Origin of the sequence: Microbispora amethystogenes (assembly GCF_016863015.1) — a bacterium.
Taxonomy (GTDB): Bacteria; Actinomycetota; Actinomycetes; order Streptosporangiales; family Streptosporangiaceae; genus Microbispora; species Microbispora amethystogenes.
Map to the genome: position 1 here is coordinate 1 of NZ_BOOB01000025.1, position 17,421 is coordinate 17,421.

Consider the following 17,421-nt stretch of genomic DNA (forward strand, 5'->3'; position numbering starts at 1 on the left):
ACCGAGCAAGAACACCTACGCAACAAAGAGCAGCCGTGAGCATTCCGGCTCGACGGGCGATGCCCTGAAACAAATCGGCCACCAAACCCGTCACACACGCGCCGTCAGCGCAGGTCAAAGCGGATAGCGGCCGTGATGGCGGACGTTCGGACCTCGCCGCCATCCGTATTTATTTGTAAGCCGAAACCGGCTAGCGGCGGTATCCCCGCCCGTCGATACTCCACGCCCTTTTCCCGGGGCGAGACATCCACCTTGAGCTAATCCAACGCCTTGAAAGGAGCGTGCCTATGAACGCTTGGGAGATCGAGGAATTGGTGATCGAAGTCGCGGAACATCTCGACGGCTTCACACCGCTCGTGCGGGCGGGGCACCCCGCTTACCTGGTAGGTCCCGGTGGCGCCCGGCTCGTCGTCCAGCCGCTGTGGAACCGGCAGGGCCGCATCCGCGTGCTCGGCGTCTACCCCGACGGAAGCAGGAGCGTGCTGCCCGACCAGAGGCGACACGAGATCACCGTGACCGCGGCCCGAGGTGCCGTCTTCATCGCCAAGAAGATCGATCGGCGCCTCCTGCCCGGCTACCGGACCGACCTGGCCGCTTGTCACGGACGCCTGGCCGCCAGAGCCACGCAGGACGGCACTCGGGCCCAACTCGCCGAAACCCTCATTACGTTGCTGCCGGGCGCGAGGTTGATCGACAACGAGCGCGCAACCGTCATTTCGTGGCGGCTGGGCACTGCCTCCGGCACCTTCACCATCCACGGCGACGTCACCGCCACGATCCAGATCGCCGCCGCCGACCGCGAGCTCACCGAACGCATCGCTGACGCCGTACGCCACCGCGCGAGCTGACCGGCGTACCACTGCTGCCGCCCTTCTCATACACACCGAACGGAGAAAGAGCATGTCCAAGGAGACGCTGGAGTGGCTGAACGCCAACACCCTGATCGGCTACACCGCCGCACGCGGGACCGCCTGGCACTACCGCGCCAGCATGCAGGACGAGGAAGCCAACCACTACCCCGGGCCGGTTCCCGTCGACGACGTCAGACGCCGCCTGTTCAGCTGGGAGGCCCTGTCCCGGCCGATCTACGTCGAAGACCCCGTCACCGGCGGCTTGTCCACCGTCCCCGAGCGTCAGGCCATCGTCCGCAGCGACACCGGCCACGTTATGGGCATCTTCTCCGACGCCTACGAGCCGCACCCGTACGTCGAATGGCTGGTGAACACCATTTCCCGGCTTCTGGACGATGACCTGTCCATCGGATCTGCCGGGCTGCTCAAGGGGGGAGCGGTCGCCTGGGTCTCGGTGGAGGTACCCGAGAACATCACCACCCCTGAAGGCGTCGAGTTCCGGCCACACCTCATCGGGGCGACCTCATTCGACGGCTCTCTGGCGACCACCTTCAAGAGAGTCGTCACGAACGTGGTGTGCGACAACACGATGGCCGCCGGCCTCGCCGAGCACGGCCAGCAGCTGAAGATCAAGCATTCGAAACACTCCAAGCTGCGCCTCAACGAAGCACGGGACGCGCTTAACATCGTCTACCAGGTCGCCGACGACTTCGCCGAGCAGGTCAAGCGGCTGTGCGAGACGAGCGTGAGCGATCGCCAGTGGGCCGCCTTCCTGGACGAGTTCGCGCCCATGCCCGATGAGCGGGGACGTTCCCGGAGCCTCGCCGAGAACAAGCGCCAAGTCTTCAACCGGATGTGGCGCCACGACGACCGGGTCTCGCCCTGGGCCGGCTCGGGCTGGGGTGTCGTGCAGGCCGTCAACACCTACGTGCACCACGAGCAGACCGTCCGCGGCGCCTGCCGTGCGGAGCGCAATGCGCTTCGAACGGTCACCGGTGGAGTCGACGACCTCGACCGTGAGACCACCCGGCTGCTGGAGAAGGTGCTCGGGCGCCCCGTCCTGTCCCCCTCCGCCTGACCGCCCACCTCGTACGGCCCGCCAACTCGCGTGCGGGCCGTGTACGAGACATTGCGCATCCGAGCGAGACCTCATCGGGCAGGATCAGAGATGGCGACTGCCCGGGGGTGCGAGATGAACGACAAGACAGCGGCTCTGCTCGACGACGTCGTCTCTCGGTTGGAGAAAAGCATCGTCGCCCGCGACTGCCCCGCCATCGTCGTCCTGGACGGGGATCGCCGGCTTGTGCTCAGCGACTATGACTACCTGCGCGACGAGGCGACGGCCGCAGCCTTCGAGACGCGAGCCGCCGCCAAGGCCCACGAGATCGGCGCAACGCGGTGGGTGCTCGCCGTACCGCAGGTGTGGGTGTTCATCCCCCCGAGCACGGTGGCCATGCGCGCGGTGTCGAACCATCCTCTTCGTGAAGGCGAGCAAGAAGCCATCACCTGGATGAGCTGCGACAAGAACGACGGCGTCGACTACGGCCGTGTGCCCTACGCCCGACGCCCCAGCGGGGAACCCATCTTCGACGACCCAGAAGTGTTCACCGTCGGTGTCCGCCCACACGACACCATGCCGGGCTTCAACTTGCTACAGGCTTACCTGAATGACGAGGCGGGTCATCCTGACTCGTCAGCGTAACGGCTCGCCATACCAGCATCACCCGCATAGATAAGTCAGGCTTTGGATCTGCTTACGCCTGTGCTGGCGGCATATCGTGTGCAACGGCCTGCTTATTTCGGGCATCAGCAGTTGCCGTAGCAGAGGTGGCACGATGCGGTGCATCATCTCCGGTCTGGCACTGAGTTCATGCGGCGTGATCCCCTCAACCACAGGGTCGCATGTCTGGAGGTAAGTCACTGTCACTGCCGATCCCCTCAGGCCACCGCAGGCCGTACCTATCTCCTTCCATCTGAATGACGCGTTGAGCCCGGCGGAAGAGCAGCGGATCGGTCCGTTCGATCATCAGAAGGTGTTCCACCGTCGGCTGTGACAGCGGATGGAGATCCCCGAGACCGAGTTCAAGGAGTCCAACGGTCCATCGCACCTTCGACACGCTCGCTCCCGCTAAAAGCAGGGAGGAAAGATAGCTCACGATTTTCGGATGACGGGCGACGACTTCGAGCATGCAGCAGATGAAGAGATCGTCCTCATCAGGCTTAGACGTGAGCCCTCTCAGGGAGCTGAGCAGCAACATCGCCGAGTCGAGCGGCATCCTGACGATGTCAGTCCTGAGTAGTTGAAGCGTCCTTGAAAGGTGATGCGACTTGTCAGGGAGATGAGCTGTGGCCTTGCCTGCCAGATCATAACTGTAGGCGTCGACGTTCCTACCTGTCCATAATCCGCTGACCAAGCTCATTACCGAACTATCCGCTTCGATGAAGGCCGCTGGTTCGAGCCCTTGAGCACCGTGCATAAGGATGTCAAGCGCTACCATGCACAGGAAGTTCGCCTCCACGCCCAAGTTGACCGCTGATACCTCCTCCATCGCGGGCGGAGCCAGTGGCTCATTGGCGTTCATTATCCAGGTCTCCGGACCGGCCAAATACAAGGTCATATCACGATGCCTGTAGCCCTGGCTGCGCCTTACCACCAGGTTCCTGGTCAGGTCTCGCCATTCCTCAATCAGCAGCGATGATTTCCAGAGCAAGGCCAACGCCCGCCAGTCTGGGACTGGGTCCGAGCCGTTCTCCAAGCCGAAGAGCTCGCGTCCAGCGACGCTCTCAGAGACCGCAGCGCACAACAGAACCAGATTGACCCCATAGTAGGCGTCCCGGCGGACCGACGTCTGAGTCTGGGGCTCATAACGTTCGTGGTTCTCATCGGTGCGATGATCTCTCCCACGGAAGAGTCTAAGCAGCAGCTCGCGATACCCATCCTTACCAGAGGTCAACTCGCGCACGAAGTCCAGCACTGGGCGGCGAGCGCTGAGGACGGTGAATGACGTCAGCGCATAAAGCAGCCCATCTTGAAGCCGACCGCCCCCCAACGGCCCCGCAGCTGTGCCTGCCTGAGTCCGGAGCTGCTCGAGTACACGGTGGAGAAGGAAGGCAACGAGATATTCTCCGAAGGTAGCGTGAAGGAATTCGTACGTTTTCAGGACCTTGTTGTCCTGCTCGGCCTGCGCCTGATGGACAAAGAAGAAGCGTCCGATCACCTCCTCCGCGTGAGTAAGACTTGCGGCAAACCCAGTATCCATTCTTGAGCGTTCCGGGAACAGGGCCGCCAAGTCTCGGTCCAACTCCTCGGCTGTCACCCACTGCCGCCCTCGATTGAGCATCGCAAATGCCACAATAGCCAGGCGGAGAAGCTCCTGGTCGACGGCCTCGGCAAATGCTCGATCCGAGTGGTTGGACCGACGCTTCGCCACCTCCCGGGACGCAAAGCGGGTCAGTAGCCGCTGGTAAAGCTCTGCACGAGCCAGTATCCCGCCCTCTTTCTGAAGGGCGTTCGAGTCGGCATCGTAGAGCGCCAACATAAACAGCAGTAGCGGCTGTACCGCGAGTTCCTGCTGGGCGATGGCGCTTTCGGTCGCCATCGGCCGAAGTCCTCGACGGGTGAAGTACATCTCGTTAACGGCGTTCCATTCATCAAGCCACCGTCCGATCTGCTCGCCGTTGAACGGCTCCAGGCGAAGGGCAAGCACGCCCTCCGGCAGACGGCAACGGTCCGCGACGGCGGTGCGGGTAGTGATCACAACCGCCAAGGCGCGGTTCTGGGCTAACTCCTCTCGCTGAAAGCGGGCAACCTGGTAAAGGTAGTCCGCTCGATGGGTTCCTGTGGCCTGCAGCAACTCGTCCAAGCCGTCGAGAAGCACCACCGGAAGCACACCATCGTCACTGGCGGAGCGCGCGAGATCCGCCCAGTAAACGCGCTCATGGGTCCTCGCGTGAATCGCGTGCTCTATCTGCTCCTGCACGGATGCATCCGCTGGGACGTGGCGAAGCGGTACCCGAATCGGCAGGAACTGCCCGGCGGGAAGCCTGGCAGCAAGGATCTTCGTCAGAACGGACTTTCCCGCGCCAGGCTGACCCAGGACGACCAGTGGCGCATAGGTCGCCTGCGGCGAAGTCAAGTGACTCGCCAGGAAGGCTGGCAGATCAGCCCACAGGGGCGCGTTCTTCCACCAGGACTCGGCGCTGAGGTCCGATGCCGTAGCCGGCACCGCCACTCGGCAGAGCGGGTCCACGTAAGCGGCGGCGAGTCTCGGAAGTCTGAGCCCATCCGGAAGATCAGCACCTTCATAAATCGGCTCGTCGAGGGGCGCCTGATTTGCCCTCACGATGCTCTCAACCTGGTGAGCCGCCGCACGACCCGGAAGGAGGGCGAGAAGCTTGCCCTCCAGATCTGCCAGGCCACGCTTTACCAGAACGCGCGTAGCCTCCTGCTGCCCCAGATCCACCCAAAGGGCGAATTCGGGAAAATCTAATGCCAATCTGCGGTACAGCTCGCGATAGTGCATAGTCGCAGCCCTCGGCAGGTCGGTCATCGCCCGCATGGCGCGGTCCTGCCGAGTCCTGTCCAAGCGCTCCCAAATCGCGAGCCCATCTACAAACTTGATCAGCGCCTTCGTGATCTGCGAGTAAACCTTCTGCTCAAGAACGTTACAGGTCGACTCGAAAGTTCGATGGACCTCGGGTACGTAAACCTCCGATCTGAGGACAGCATTGGTCATAGCGCCCCTTCGATCGGACATCTCACTAATGGAGATAACCTCATGCCTGGCCAATTCCAGGTCCTCGACAGCAAACGGAAGGTCCAGTTCTTCGAGGGCTTCGAAGAAGGCAACGATGACAATCACCGAGTGAGCGGCTTCAAGCCGCTGCGTCCTGCTGTGTCGACCGAGTCCGTTGAGCTGGTCTCGTGCTGTCCCTAGGAGTTCACGACTCAACCGGATGATCTCTAGTTTCGCGTCTATCAGGCCCAGTGCGAGATCAGATCCTCCCGCTGTGGCAACGCCTACTGTCCCCAGGAAGATCGCCTCAAGCGCCTTGGCGATCGGACCGTCGCCACCGAGCAGCTTGACCGCGTCCCGGTAGCTGATCACCTTCCGCACGGCCCCATAATGGCGCAACTTTTCCTGTTTGCCAGAAGAATGATGAGATCATCGCTCGCAGTGTGGTGCTGACGGAGGAGATGTCTTCCCGGTGCGAGTGGCAGCGAAGAGGGCCGGCCCCAGAGGGACCGGCCCCGACCTGTCTCACTGCAATCGACCAAGAAAACGGTGAGAGCGGTCGCTCATGAGCCTACGTCGGACTGCGGCGAGCGGCAGCCCAAACCTGGCGCTCTTCCACTCTCTGGCGTGGGAGGGCGCTTCGTCGCCACCCGGGCGGCGAGCATCGCGGACAACGCTTCGCAGTCATCGAGGGTGAGCGGCGCGTGCGGAATCAGGTAGAGCAGGCCGGTGGGCCCGTCGACGAGATCGATGGGTAGAGGACGTGCGGAGTCCTTCGGTGGGGTGCACACGGTGAGAGTCGTTCTTCCGAGCCGTAGCGGATAGATCGCGGACGTACGATGGCGGGCGAGGATTCCTCTGAGGGTTTTCAACCACCGGACCGGCGAGGTCGCCATTCAGAGCGGCTCTCAGGAGCAGCTCCCCTCGCCGGTCCATCTCTTCCTCGTCCGCTGTCAACAGCTCAGCTAGCAGGACCGACCTGCAGCGGCTGCCTGAGCTATCGCTTGATCCAGACGGAGTTCTTGCAGTAGCGGCTGACGTGGTTGAACCGGAAGCAGATCTTAAAGACGGTGATCGTCCCGAAGAAGACACTGTCCTCGCCGCATTCGAGGTCCCCGCCCTTCTCGTCCTTCACGGTGTGCTTGAGCAGGTACGTGGTGGCGTACTCGGCGTAGACGGACGTGCTGTCGGCGTAGTTGTCGCAGACGGTGATGTGCTTGCGGTCGGCGCTCACCTCGACGTAGCCGTACCGGTTGTCGCCGTCGCTCCAGCCGGGGCCGTCGGCGACGGCAGGGGACGCGACCGTGACGACGGCGAGCAGGGCGGCGACGAGCGTGATGATTTTGGACATGAGTAACCTCCGAACTGGTGTTTTAGGGAATGGGCGACCGCTGCTGGGCCGTGGTGGGGACGGCTCAGCAGTGACGTGGTGGTGATGCGGGCTGATCACCGATGCCGCGAGCGGGCACCTGCGAGGGGCTGTCAGCCCAGGTCGAGATAGGTAGAGGCGTCAGCGAGGGCGGACCGCTCCGGCGAACTCCCGTTCCCGGTACGGGTCTCCCGCCCAGGTATCCACCCGGACGGTGCTGCCGGTGGACGGCGCGTGGACCATCCGAATGCCGTCCAACGCGATCCCCACGTGGTGGATAGTCGATGGATCCGCCGGATTCGTCGCGAAGAAGACCAGGTCACCAGGCCTGATCTGGGACCGCGGTACGCGAAGGCCCGAGGTCCACTGGACCGAGGTATGACCGCCGATTCGAACGCCCGCCTTGCTCCAGGCGTACTCGGCGAGCCCCGAGCAGTCGAACCCCGAGGTGCCGGCACCGCGACCGATGCCGTAGCTCGGCCCGTTCGGGCCTCCTCCGCCCCAGGAGTACGGAACTCCGCGCATACCGAGTGCGGCTTGTGCGGCTATTGCCCCTTCGCCGGCTCCGAGGTCGATGCCAGCAGAGAGGTCACCCAGCTGGCCGCACAGCTCCAGCTGAACCGCACTGACGATTTCCTCAGCCCTCCTCTCCGATTCCGTGCGGTCTCGGTCGCCTTGCCCGAGGTGGGAGGCAAGATCGGCCACGATTGCCTCGCGCGGAGCCCCGAGCGAGGCGGCGGCTTGGACGCTGATCCGGATGTCCTCCAGTTCTCGCGGTGACAGGCCAAGCTGCCGAGTGCTGCTGGTGAAGACCTGCCGCTGCTCCAACTGGGCCACGATCTTCTCGGCGAGAGGCTCCTGCTTCGCGTACTCGCCGCGCAGATCCTCCCGAGGCCGTTGAACGATCGCGGCCGCCTCGGTGAGCGGCAGCGACGACCAGTTGGGCACCTTGGCCAGCCGTGAGAAGAACGCCTGTGCCGCGTTGCGGGGGACGGTCACCTGGCCCTTGGTCCCCCACCCGCTGACGGGGCGCTGCTGGAAGAGGCCGAAGGACGTCCCGTGGTCCCCAACCACGTCGTTCTTCAGGCCCGACTCCTGCAGAGCCGCCGCAATGCCGATAACCGCGGCGCGGCGGGGGAGCTTCATGGAGTTCGCCGTGTCCAGGATGGTGCGTGCGTTCGTCGCCTGCTCCCTGGTCAGGTCGGCCGCTACCGGCGTGGTGCTCGGCTGGACCTGCGAGCAGAACGCTGTCGTAACGCCGGAGGTAGCCGCGACTTTGGCGCCGCCGGCCATTCCGGCGATCAAGGCGATACCTGACACGATGCCTCCTCCAGCGATCACGGCCTTGGCCCCCAGCCCGGTCTCGACGATCATTCGTCGTCCTCCTGCGGCGGGTTGTCCGGCGGCGGGGCGGCCTTACGCGGTCCCAAGCCGGGCCAGTGCAGTGCCAGGCCCGCCAGACGGAGGCGAGGCCCCTCAGCGTCCGAGGGCAGCCACTTCTCTCCCGCGGGACCGTCGTTCACGGGCCCGACGAGCACGGACGGGTTGCCGGTTGCGATCGGCACGTAGGTGTTCGCCGGGTGCTGCACGAGCTTGCGCCGGAGATTCACCTCGCGCCGCTCTCCCTGGACCCAGAAGAGGACGGGGGTGATGACCCGAGTGGCCTTGCTCAGGGCCGCATATCCGTCGAGCTTGCGTACGACGCGGTCCAGCGGTTCGCTGCCGGTGTCGTACTCGAGGAAGAAGTCGACGGTGTACTCGCCCTGCCGCCATCGGCCGTACGCGTCGGGCCGGACGGTGTCGCCCCAGAGGGAGGTGCAACGGTCCTCAGGCCACCAGTCGAGCAGTTCAGCGTCCTCGTAGCGCCGCGCGAAGGCCCGCAGTTCGGCTCCGAAGCCGTTGGTCCCGACGGTGTGCGCGAGACGCTGGCTGTAGGCGATGGACAGCACGCGCTCTCGGCGGTAGCCCGAGCTGCTCGGATCCACGCCGTCCTCCGAAGCGAGCACGGCTGCCCCGGCGGGGCCGAGGACGTAGTGGTACGGCGCCGTGCCCATGCCCGGCGGCAGGTTGGGCCGGAAGCGGTCGAGCACGCCCATGTGGTTCAGGGCGAGCAGGCGCTTCCGTGCGGCGTCGTCCGTGTCGAAGGCGATCTGGGCGATCTGTGTCGAAGTCAGGACGCGCTGGCTCCTGACCATCCGCAGCAACTCGCGGTCCCGGGACGTGAGCCGGGCAGCGAGCTGGGCCAGAACCGCCGGAGTGAATCGGGTGACAGACATCTGCTTCTCCTTCAGTGCTGGAGCCGGGGGTCGTCCCGGCGGACCGTGGGCGATGTGGTCGAGGTGCGCCCGTGGGCCTTGGCAGCCGCGGCCCTGATGACGCGCTCGACCTCGCGTGAGGGTTCGGGCAGCGGCCGGGTGCGCAGCGTGAAGGGGGGCGCCTCGGAGGACCGCGACATGAGGCGGGCGGCGGCCTCATAGGCCCCGAGGTTGGCGAGGTCGTGCGCACGCAGGTAGGGAGTGAAGTGGTGCTCGACCTCCCGGGCGTCCTCCGGGGACAACGAGAAGTAGATCTTGTTGCGCGCGTCGGAGGAGATGGCCTGGCGGAGCTCCCGCGGCAGCTGGGCCAGGTGCTGATGGGCGATCACCAGCGAAAGCCGGTATGCCCGGGCCTCTGCGAGCATGTCGCTGAGCGCGTGCGGCAGCGTGAGGAAGTTGTGCGCCTCGTCGACGTAGAGCGCGGCCGGCGAACGCTGCTTGCCGAGCTTGGCTCGGTGCGACGCGGCCTGCCAGATCTGCGCGAGCACCATGGAACCGAGGAGCCGGGCGCTGTCGTCGCCGAGCACTCCCTTGGGAAGCCGCACGAGCAGGATTCCGCCGTCCAGCACGTCGCCGACGTCGAAGGTCGATCGGGCGGAGCCGAGGACATCGCGAACGAACGGCCGGAGCAGGAAGGCCCGCAGCTTGTTCATGATCGGGCTGGTGACGTGGGCCCGGGCGGAGTCGGACAGGCTCTCGTACCACTGCCAGAAGCCGAGAAGGAGCGGGTCACGCACGCCGGCCACGAGACGGCGCCGGAATTCGGCGTCGATGAGCAGTGTGGGAACGTCGGCCAGGGTGCCACCGTGCGCGGCCAGGGTCAGAGAGCAACCCCGCAGGATGTCGTCGGTGCGAGGCCCCCAATAGTCGGCGTAGATCTTGTGGAAGATGCCGACGAGGTTGTCCACGCCCCGGTCCAGCTCGGCACCGCCGAGGACGTTGAGCGACGGGCGAGCGTGCCGGTCGTCGGGGTCGATCAGAACGACCTTGTCGGCGGCGGATTCGGGGATCAGTCCCAGCAGATCGTTGATCAGGTCGCCTTTCGCCTCGATCACCGCGGTTCCACGTCCGGCCTCGATGTCGGAGAGGATCATCTGGGCGAGCAGCGTCGACTTCCCGGTGCCGTTCGGGCCGAGGACGTGCACGTGATGGAAGGAATCGGCGACGCGCAGGGCGACCGGCCGTTCGTGCCCGGTGTTGGAGCGGCCGAGCACCTTCGCGTGCTCCCCGCCGTACGCGATCTGCGGTGAGGGCGGAACGCTGTTGGCGCCGGCCCGTTGGAGCCCCGGCACCGCGACGTCGAGCGGAAGGTGGGCGAGTCCCGCGAGCTCGGGCAGGGAGAGCAGGAATCCCCTGCCGAGGCGCCGTCCCGCGAGCTGCGCGGCCGCCAGGGGCAGGTGTTGCCGTTCGAGCCGGTTGTGCCCGGAGAACAGGGCGAACGCCGAAGCGATCGCGTGTGCTCGCCCTCGGATGGCGTTCCGTCTGGCTGCCCGCGCCGCTTTCCGCGCCGGCTCGTCGCCGCTGGTCGGCAGATCGGCTTGTACGGCGTAGCGGACCGCGACGACGTAACGCGGCTGGAGTGCCTTGTCCCTGATGGCGCGAGCCTCTGCCGACTCCTCCAGCTGGGCCGCCCGAGCCTTCAGGTACTGGCGAAGATGCTGGGGATGCAGCTGCTGGTGCGCTGGTCCGGGAGTCAGCAGGTCGAGAACGGCCCGCACCAGCCCGGCCGGTCCGCCGTTGAACGTGCTGGTGAGGCGGCGGCCGGTCGCCGGCCGGGCGAGGATCTGCACCGCGGCGCGCTGCCACGAGGGCATGCCGACGGCCGCGCCGACGAGTGCCCGGATCGGGTCGGTGTTGTGGTCGTGCCGGATGGGGAGCCGCTCGGTGCGGGCGATCTTTAGCTGTCCGCCGTACGACAGGCCGGTGAGGGGCACAGGCGGCGCCGCTTCCCGCACTTCGGTACGCGCGGACGGCCAGGCGGCCTCGATGGCGTGCTCCACCAGGTGCTGGGGGATGACCCCCGGCACCCAGAGCCTGATGGTCACGCCGCCGACTCCGAAGACGTACTCGAAAGCCAGGTGTGGTTGCCCGAACAGCACACGCTTCCAGGCCGGGCGGAGCAGGCCGATGAGGTTGCCCCACAGGGCCTCGGCGCCCGGCATGTCGGCGACGGGCGGCGCGAGGATCTCGACGCAGCGGGAGCCGCGGGACCAGGGCCGGTGGCGGAGACGCACCAGGGCCTGCCCGACCAGAAGCTGCCCGACGTCCAGGCCGACCAGGAAGGCGATGACGTGCCACACGTGCGTCTCCAGCCAGGCATACGCCGTGCTCAGGAGGGCGGACGGGTCGGTGATGAGGTCCTCGATCACAGGTAGTTCTCCTCGTCGTAGTCGGTGCGGGACAGTTCCTGGGGCGATGAGGTCACGAGGTCGTGCTCGCGCTGGCTGGCGATCACTTGCAGGGGCACGCGCTGAGCACCGGCACCAGCGGTGAGCAGGCCGGTCCCGCGTTCGGCAGACAGCAGGAGCTGGCGCTCTCCCTCGGAGAGCTGGAAGGCGGCGACGACCTTGTCGATCGCCTGAGGTGCCTGCTTGAGCAGGATCTGGGTGGTGGAGTTGGCGATGATCGCCTGGCCGATCTCCGAGCTGAGGAGGTCGCCGGCGTCCTGGGTGACTACCGAGAGCCCGGCCCAGTGCTTGCGGGCGGCCTTGGCCATGCGCAGGAGGAACCGGGCACCTTCGGGGTCCCGCATCAGGAGCCAGGCTTCGTCGACCACGACGAGACGAGGCCGCCGGTCGTGGGGATCGGAGACGCGACGCCAGACGGCGTCCAGCGTCAGCAGCGTCCCGACCGCCTTCAGCTCCTCTGGCAGATCGCGAAGGGAGAAGACGATCAGGTGGGAGTCGGGCCGGGTGGTGGTCGGGCCGTCGAAAAGCTGGCGATGGCTTCCCGTGACGTACGGCGCGAGCCCGGCGGCCAGGTCCTTCGCTTTGGGGTCGGCGTCATCGGTAAGTGCGGTTACCAGATCTCCCAGGAGTGGCGGGCGGCGGTTCCAGGTGCGGGGCTCGAAGGTGATCCCGGCCCTGCGGTAGGCGGCGATGATGGCGCGGTCGAGCGCCGCCTTGCTCCCCTTGTCCAGCGGCTCGCCGAGCATGAGGCTGATCAGGGTGTGCAGGAACAGCGCGCGCCGGGCGAGCGGGTCGCTGTCCCGCTGGCTCCTGGGTGGCAGGTCGAAGGGGTTCAGCCGCACCTTGGGTGCGCCGAGATGGATGTACGCGCCGCCGACGGCGGAGCACAGCCGGGCGTACTCGTCCTCGGGATCGATGACCGCGACTTCGACGCCCATGTAGAGGGAGCGCAGGGCCTCCAGCTTGGCGAGGTACGACTTACCCGCTCCGGACCGGGCGAGGATCACGGAGTTGTGGTTGTCCTGGGCGAATCGGTCCCAGGCGACCAGGGACGAGCTGGCGGTGTTGGCGCCGTACAGCACGGCCGTAGGACCGAGCTCCGCGGTGAGGTCCGGGCTCGTGAAGGGGAACGCCGCGGCCAGGGCCGGCGTGTCGAACGTCCGGCGCATGCCCACGTTGTCGTACGCGAACGGCAGGCTGCTGATCCAGCCCTGCATCTGCCGGAAGGTGGCCAGCCGGGCGTCCAGAAGGAGCGAGGCGGCCAGCGCACGAACCTGGGCGCATGCGTCATCGAGCTCCTGCTCGCTTCCGGCGTGGACGGTCAGGTAGATGGCGGTGCGGAAGAGCTTGGCCTGGCCGCGCGCGATCCTCGACGCCAGTTCCTGGGCGTCCTCAGCCGCGGCCTCCGTGCCCGGATCTATGAGCCGTCCGTGCTCCTGGTCGGAGCGAAGCCCTGATTCCAGGCGGGCGAGTTGCTTTCGGAGCCGGTCGGCAGCGACCAGGGAGGGCAGCGGGTCGATGTGCACGGAGACGTCGAGCCGGCCGGGGTATGCCAGCAGCGGCTCCAGCCATCCGGGGGCGACCTCGCGGGGGAATCCCGTGACGACGAACGTGGCGCAGAAGCCGTCAGCCAGGTGCAGGCAGCGAGGCCGGACCTGGATCGATTCCGGTCCGAGGCGCGAGGGCGGAGCAGGCGTACGGCGGAGGCGGAGCTTCATCGGCGGTCTCCCCTGCTGATCAGTTGGTCGGGGTGGGCGAGCAGGTCCGCGAGCAGGGGCGGGGCCATCGGGTCGAAGCAGGAGGCCAGCAGCGCGCCGACGGCTGCGGCGTCCAGCGGCCGTACGGCGAGCCCGCACGCACCCAGAAGCCGGGCCGCCTCGGCCAGGCGGCGATAGGCGCGAGCCGCGGCCGCGGTCGTGCCGTTGGCGCCGACGGCGGGTTCACGGATCACCAGCAGGACCTGTCGCCTCAACAGCTCGTGACGGGTGGCCAGGTCCGTCAGGAACATGGCGTGCTCGCGGGCGGCATGAGCCAGCGCCGGGTCAGGGAGCAGGGGGATGCGCTCCTCGAGAGCGCCGATCGTCGTGGCGAGGTCGACGCGCTCGGCGCGGACCAGGATCTGCACTCGCTCGGACAGCGAGTTCAGCCAGCGTCCGAAGGCGGCGACCAGCCCGTCCTGCTCGTCCGGGGTCCGTAGTGCGAAGCTGACCGTGGAGACCTCGGCGACCGCGACGATTCCGTCCGGCCCGAGGTCGATCAGGCCGTCTTCCGTCACTCCGCGCGCCGGCAGTCTGAGCGGTGCCGGGACGGGGCCGCGACTGGCCGCGATCCAGGCGGGCGGCGGTGCGGCCACGCCGGGCGCTGGCACCAGGTGCTTCGCCGACCGGTGATACCGGAGAGCGGCGAGGAGGAACCGGTCGAGGCTGCCGCCGTCGTGGGTGGCGACGGCCAGCAGGATTCCCAGCACCGCCATCGGCAGGGCGATCGCCGCGAAGACGGCGAGAGGGAGCCGCTCACCGAGCATCGTGTAGCTGAGGTAGAGAGCCGCACCGGTGACGGCGAGGATCGCCGCCTGCCGAGCGGTGAGCCCCCAGACGATCCGGTCGGGCTGTTCCACGTCGGCGGGGATGCGGACGACTTCGCTCCAGCTCATCGTCCCTCACCTCCTCGCTGCCCGCGCGTACGGCGACGAGGTGGTGGCTTACGTCGTCCGGGGTTCTCGGGCCAGTCCACGGAGCCCGGGACGGGAGCGTCCGGGGGCACGATCGGCTGCACCGGTCGTCTGGGTGCCGCTGGCCGGACGACCGTCTGGCGTGGGGGAGGCGGTGAGCTGGTTCCCGCGTTCCGCAGCCGGTACATCTGGTTGAGCCCGGCGGGCCCGGCGGCGTAGTAGTTGTCGCGCGGGTAGCCGAAGACGGGAGTGGACGGCGGAACCGGGCGTGAGGGCGCGGGCGTCGGACGGTACTTGCCCTGGACCGGTGGGGCGCTGGGAGCGTGTTTGACGACTGACGGCTGCCAGTTGGCTGGGTTGACCGGGCGCCGGGCGAAGACCGGGGCATGCTTGGCCGGTCCGGCACCTCCGCGGGCTGCGGCAGCGGCGGTTGCCGCAGTGGCAGTGGACGCGGCAACCGTACCGGCAGGGCCTGCCACCAGGGCGGGCAGGGCCCTCGTGGCTATTGCCGTGGTCGCCGCGCGACGTGCCGTGCCGGCCTTGGCGCCCTTCCGGAGGTGCAGGACGTTGAGGAGCGGGCTGGTGAGCTTGTAGGCCACGGCGTACTTGACGATGCGGACCAGGCCGAGCCCGCGGCCGGCGGGCAGGAACATGGCGCGTGAGACCCAGGTGGGGATGCGTACCAGGATGATCAGCAGGACGAGGGCGAGGAGCAGGTTGTAGAGCGGGCCCCGGCCGGTCAGCCCCATGACCTCGCGGCCGTCCTGGTTGAAGAAGACCCGTACGGCCGTGACGAGCGTGAGGGACTGACAGATCTGGATGAGCAGCAGCCCGGTGAAGACCCGCCACCACAGCCGTGCCAGGCCGTCGGTCTGCGGCAGGGCGTGACACGCGAGGGCCAGCGGGGCCGCGACGACCAGCAGGGTCGTGAGGGCCACCCGCAGCACGAACGTGATGAGCAACACCACGAGCAGCACCACGGCCACCAGGGCGAGCAGGATGTAGAAAATCGGCGATGCGTCGGGCAGCAGGACCAGCAGGCGGATCGCGTTGGCCGCCCTGCGCGCGTCGAAGCCCTGACCGAGCAGCGCTTGGGCGATCGCGTTGCCGAGATCGATGGCCTTGCTTGCCAGCAGGAAGCTGGCGTTGGCGCCCAGGAAGGCCACGACGAGTCGGGGCAGGATCTCTTTGATCGCGTACCTGGTCTGGACGGTCTCGTAGCTCATGGCCAGGATCCCGCCGACGGTGGCGAACAGGATGAAGGATCCGTTCGCGATGACCAGGGTCACGTGCCACAGATCCTCGATCCGTGTCTGGCCGTCGATGCTCGGCGTGGCCAGGAGGGTGGCGGCCAGGGCGTCCAGCAGCGGCTTGATCGCGGATCCGACGAGGTCGGCGAACCAGGCGTTGATCTGGTTGGTGATCCAGTCGCCGATGCCGAAGCTGATCCCGGTGGTGCCGCTCGGGAGGGGCGGCAGTTCAGGCGTCGGGGCGGGCGAGGGATTTGTCCACAGGATGTGGATAAGAATCTCGATGGGCATCGCCGTCACCCGCCGACGACGTGCTTGAGCACGTTGACGAACAACGGCGCCAGCACGGCCAGGGCGTAACCGAGAGCGGCGGCCTTGAAAGCGACCTTGGCTTTCTGGACCTCCCCGGGGTCCCCGCCGGCGACCAGGTAGCGCAGGCCGCCGATGGTGAACATGAGCGTCGCCAGCGTGGCGAGCAGCCCGACGATCCAGTTCCGCAGGTTAGTGAAGACCTTCTCGAGCTGGTCCGGCCGGGTCGGCGGAGCAGCGGCGTGAATCGTGGCAATCGCGTTGCCGCCGTCGGCCACAGCCGCGGCAACGAGGACGGCAACGATTGCCACCGCGATGCCGACGACGAGCAGCACGCGGACGATGTGCCGCCGCGGTTTCCGCGGCGCCGGCAGGTGAGGGATCCGCGCGGAGCCGGTGAGGCTGCCCCGGCCTCCTTTCCTCGTGGTGGTCTCGGGTTGCGTATCCGAGCTCCGGCTCCGCGCGGAAGTCATGGGGACGTCCTTCTCCACCTCTCTAGGAGCGGCGGAGGAGATCGTCAGGGACGTGGCTGCCTCGACTTCGCCGCTCAGGACGGCGTCGACGAGGATCGGCTCGCAGCGCTGGCGGCGCTTCTTGGCGGCCTCGGTGGTCAGGCCGAGCTGCCGGGCGGCGTCGGCGAGGGTGCGCTTCTCCAGGCGGGTCATGCCGATCAGTTCGGCGTCGACCTCGCTGATGACGCCCTTGGCGACGGCGTCTAGGAGGACGAGGTCCGGGTGTCCCCAGGGGACGGCAGGGGGTGCGGATTCCTGGAGCGGAAAGCGCCGGGCGACTCCGGCCTCCGCGTTCTCCCGCGCACGTTCGCCGGCGCGCCTGGCCACCGCACACATGCGGGGGAAGACGTTCGGGGTGCCGAGGTTCACCGTACGGATCGCCTCGATGAACGCGGTCAGGACCTCGGTGTCGATGTCTTCCGCGTCTCCGGCAACGTAGCCGCGGCAGATCCTGCCGCTGATGCCGCGCAGTGCCGGTACGGCAACCCCGACGGCACTCACCATCCACTGCGGCCCGTCCTGCCGGGCCCGCGTCACCAGCAACCGCCAGACCGCGTCGCGGGCGGCGTTCGAGCAGGAGGGGTGGATCAGCACGTCCCGCAGCTCGATCAGCAGCATTCGCCGGCGGGGGAGGCCGTGCCCGACCTGTCTGCCGTCGACGGCGAGGCTGCTGGGCGCGCAGGCGAGCATTCGGAAGGCGCGCTCGGCGATGTCCAAGGGGGACCGGTCCGGGCCGGCCAAGTCGGATGGGTTCGTAGGCATCGGGTTCTCCACGGCGAGAGGGATTTCGCTTCGTCGAACCCGGTTGTAGGAGTCGCCTCTGGCACGGCTCCGGCGCCCATCCCCCAGCACCTTCGGCACGCCTCTGGCGTCTGGTGTTGCGGTATGTCGGCGGGCGTCCGCCAAAGCGACGCCAGAGGCACGCAGGTGCTTTCACCAGGGCTAACGGCTCACGCCGAAGCGGTGCCGGAGGCCGCTGCTGCACTCGAAGCGCGTATCT

General features: G+C 67.2%; 12 protein-coding genes. 3 read left to right on the forward strand and 9 right to left on the reverse strand.

Translation table 11 applies throughout. The features are described from left to right. Nucleotides 1-287: 287 nt before the first annotated feature. The 3 genes from Mam01_RS17695 to Mam01_RS17705 all read left to right on the forward strand — a co-directional run bounded on the left by Mam01_RS17695 (nucleotide 288) and on the right by Mam01_RS17705 (nucleotide 2,553). Nucleotides 288-848 carry a hypothetical protein gene (locus tag Mam01_RS17695; RefSeq protein ID WP_204286426.1) on the forward strand — a complete coding sequence of 187 codons (561 nt, stop codon included), beginning with the start codon at nucleotides 288-290 and terminating at the stop codon, nucleotides 846-848. 52 nt (nucleotides 849-900) lie between these two features. Continuing rightward, entirely contained in the window at nucleotides 901-1,929 is a 1,029-nt protein-coding gene (locus Mam01_RS17700; RefSeq protein WP_204286427.1) for a DUF932 domain-containing protein, read from the forward strand. 114 nt (nucleotides 1,930-2,043) lie between these two features. Continuing rightward, entirely contained in the window at nucleotides 2,044-2,553 is a 510-nt protein-coding gene (locus tag Mam01_RS17705) for a hypothetical protein (RefSeq protein WP_204286428.1), read from the forward strand. A gap of 184 nt (nucleotides 2,554-2,737) precedes the next feature. Here the strand turns inward: Mam01_RS17705 and Mam01_RS17710 are convergent, their stop codons facing one another. The 9 genes from Mam01_RS17710 to Mam01_RS36740 form a co-directional block, all read right to left on the reverse strand. After that, a complete protein-coding gene (locus Mam01_RS17710) occupies nucleotides 2,738-5,968 on the reverse strand; it encodes an NACHT domain-containing protein (RefSeq protein WP_204286429.1) in 3,231 nt (1,076 codons plus the stop codon). A 616-nt stretch (nucleotides 5,969-6,584) separates the two neighbouring features. Then, on the reverse strand, nucleotides 6,585-6,938 hold the full coding sequence (locus Mam01_RS17715) for a hypothetical protein (protein ID WP_204286430.1): 354 nt from the start codon (nucleotides 6,936-6,938) through the stop codon (nucleotides 6,585-6,587). Between the two features lie 159 nt (nucleotides 6,939-7,097). Then, nucleotides 7,098-8,330, reverse strand: a complete 1,233-nt coding sequence (locus Mam01_RS17720) for a C40 family peptidase (protein WP_239101401.1) — start codon at nucleotides 8,328-8,330, stop codon at nucleotides 7,098-7,100. After that, the gene (locus Mam01_RS17725; RefSeq protein ID WP_204286431.1) at nucleotides 8,327-9,232 is read right to left on the reverse strand and encodes a replication-relaxation family protein; all 906 of its coding nucleotides are present in this window, start codon (nucleotides 9,230-9,232) and stop codon (nucleotides 8,327-8,329) included. The genes Mam01_RS17720 and Mam01_RS17725 overlap by 4 nt, the downstream gene beginning before the upstream one ends. A gap of 11 nt (nucleotides 9,233-9,243) precedes the next feature. Then, on the reverse strand, nucleotides 9,244-11,640 hold the full coding sequence (locus tag Mam01_RS17730; protein ID WP_204286432.1) for a DUF8128 domain-containing protein: 2,397 nt from the start codon (nucleotides 11,638-11,640) through the stop codon (nucleotides 9,244-9,246). Further along, nucleotides 11,637-13,397: a VirB4 family type IV secretion system protein gene (locus tag Mam01_RS17735; RefSeq protein WP_204286433.1), complete on the reverse strand. Its 1,761-nt coding sequence runs from the start codon at nucleotides 13,395-13,397 to the stop codon at nucleotides 11,637-11,639. Before Mam01_RS17735 ends, Mam01_RS17730 begins: the two co-directional genes overlap by 4 nt. Beyond that, entirely contained in the window at nucleotides 13,394-14,332 is a 939-nt protein-coding gene (locus tag Mam01_RS17740) for a PrgI family protein (protein WP_204286434.1), read from the reverse strand. Before Mam01_RS17740 ends, Mam01_RS17735 begins: the two co-directional genes overlap by 4 nt. After that, nucleotides 14,329-15,891: a TrbL/VirB6 family protein gene (locus tag Mam01_RS17745; protein ID WP_204286435.1), complete on the reverse strand. Its 1,563-nt coding sequence runs from the start codon at nucleotides 15,889-15,891 to the stop codon at nucleotides 14,329-14,331. The genes Mam01_RS17740 and Mam01_RS17745 overlap by 4 nt, the downstream gene beginning before the upstream one ends. A 5-nt stretch (nucleotides 15,892-15,896) precedes the next feature. Next, entirely contained in the window at nucleotides 15,897-17,183 is a 1,287-nt protein-coding gene (locus Mam01_RS36740; RefSeq protein WP_239101402.1) for a pilin, read from the reverse strand. Nucleotides 17,184-17,421 lie beyond the last annotated feature (238 nt).

Coding starts and splice junctions, on each gene's coding strand:
- Mam01_RS17740 (WP_204286434.1), bottom strand. CDS start 14,332: ATGAGCTGGAGCGAAGTCGTCCGCATCCCCGCCGACGTGGAACAGCCC.
- Mam01_RS17720 (WP_239101401.1), bottom strand. CDS start 8,330: ATGATCGTCGAGACCGGGCTGGGGGCCAAGGCCGTGATCGCTGGAGGA.
- Mam01_RS17715 (WP_204286430.1), bottom strand. CDS start 6,938: ATGTCCAAAATCATCACGCTCGTCGCCGCCCTGCTCGCCGTCGTCACG.
- Mam01_RS17705 (WP_204286428.1), top strand. CDS start 2,044: ATGAACGACAAGACAGCGGCTCTGCTCGACGACGTCGTCTCTCGGTTG.
- Mam01_RS17735 (WP_204286433.1), bottom strand. CDS start 13,397: ATGAAGCTCCGCCTCCGCCGTACGCCTGCTCCGCCCTCGCGCCTCGGA.
- Mam01_RS36740 (WP_239101402.1), bottom strand. CDS start 17,183: ATGCCTACGAACCCATCCGACTTGGCCGGCCCGGACCGGTCCCCCTTG.
- Mam01_RS17725 (WP_204286431.1), bottom strand. CDS start 9,232: ATGTCTGTCACCCGATTCACTCCGGCGGTTCTGGCCCAGCTCGCTGCC.
- Mam01_RS17695 (WP_204286426.1), top strand. CDS start 288: ATGAACGCTTGGGAGATCGAGGAATTGGTGATCGAAGTCGCGGAACAT.
- Mam01_RS17700 (WP_204286427.1), top strand. CDS start 901: ATGTCCAAGGAGACGCTGGAGTGGCTGAACGCCAACACCCTGATCGGC.
- Mam01_RS17745 (WP_204286435.1), bottom strand. CDS start 15,891: ATGCCCATCGAGATTCTTATCCACATCCTGTGGACAAATCCCTCGCCC.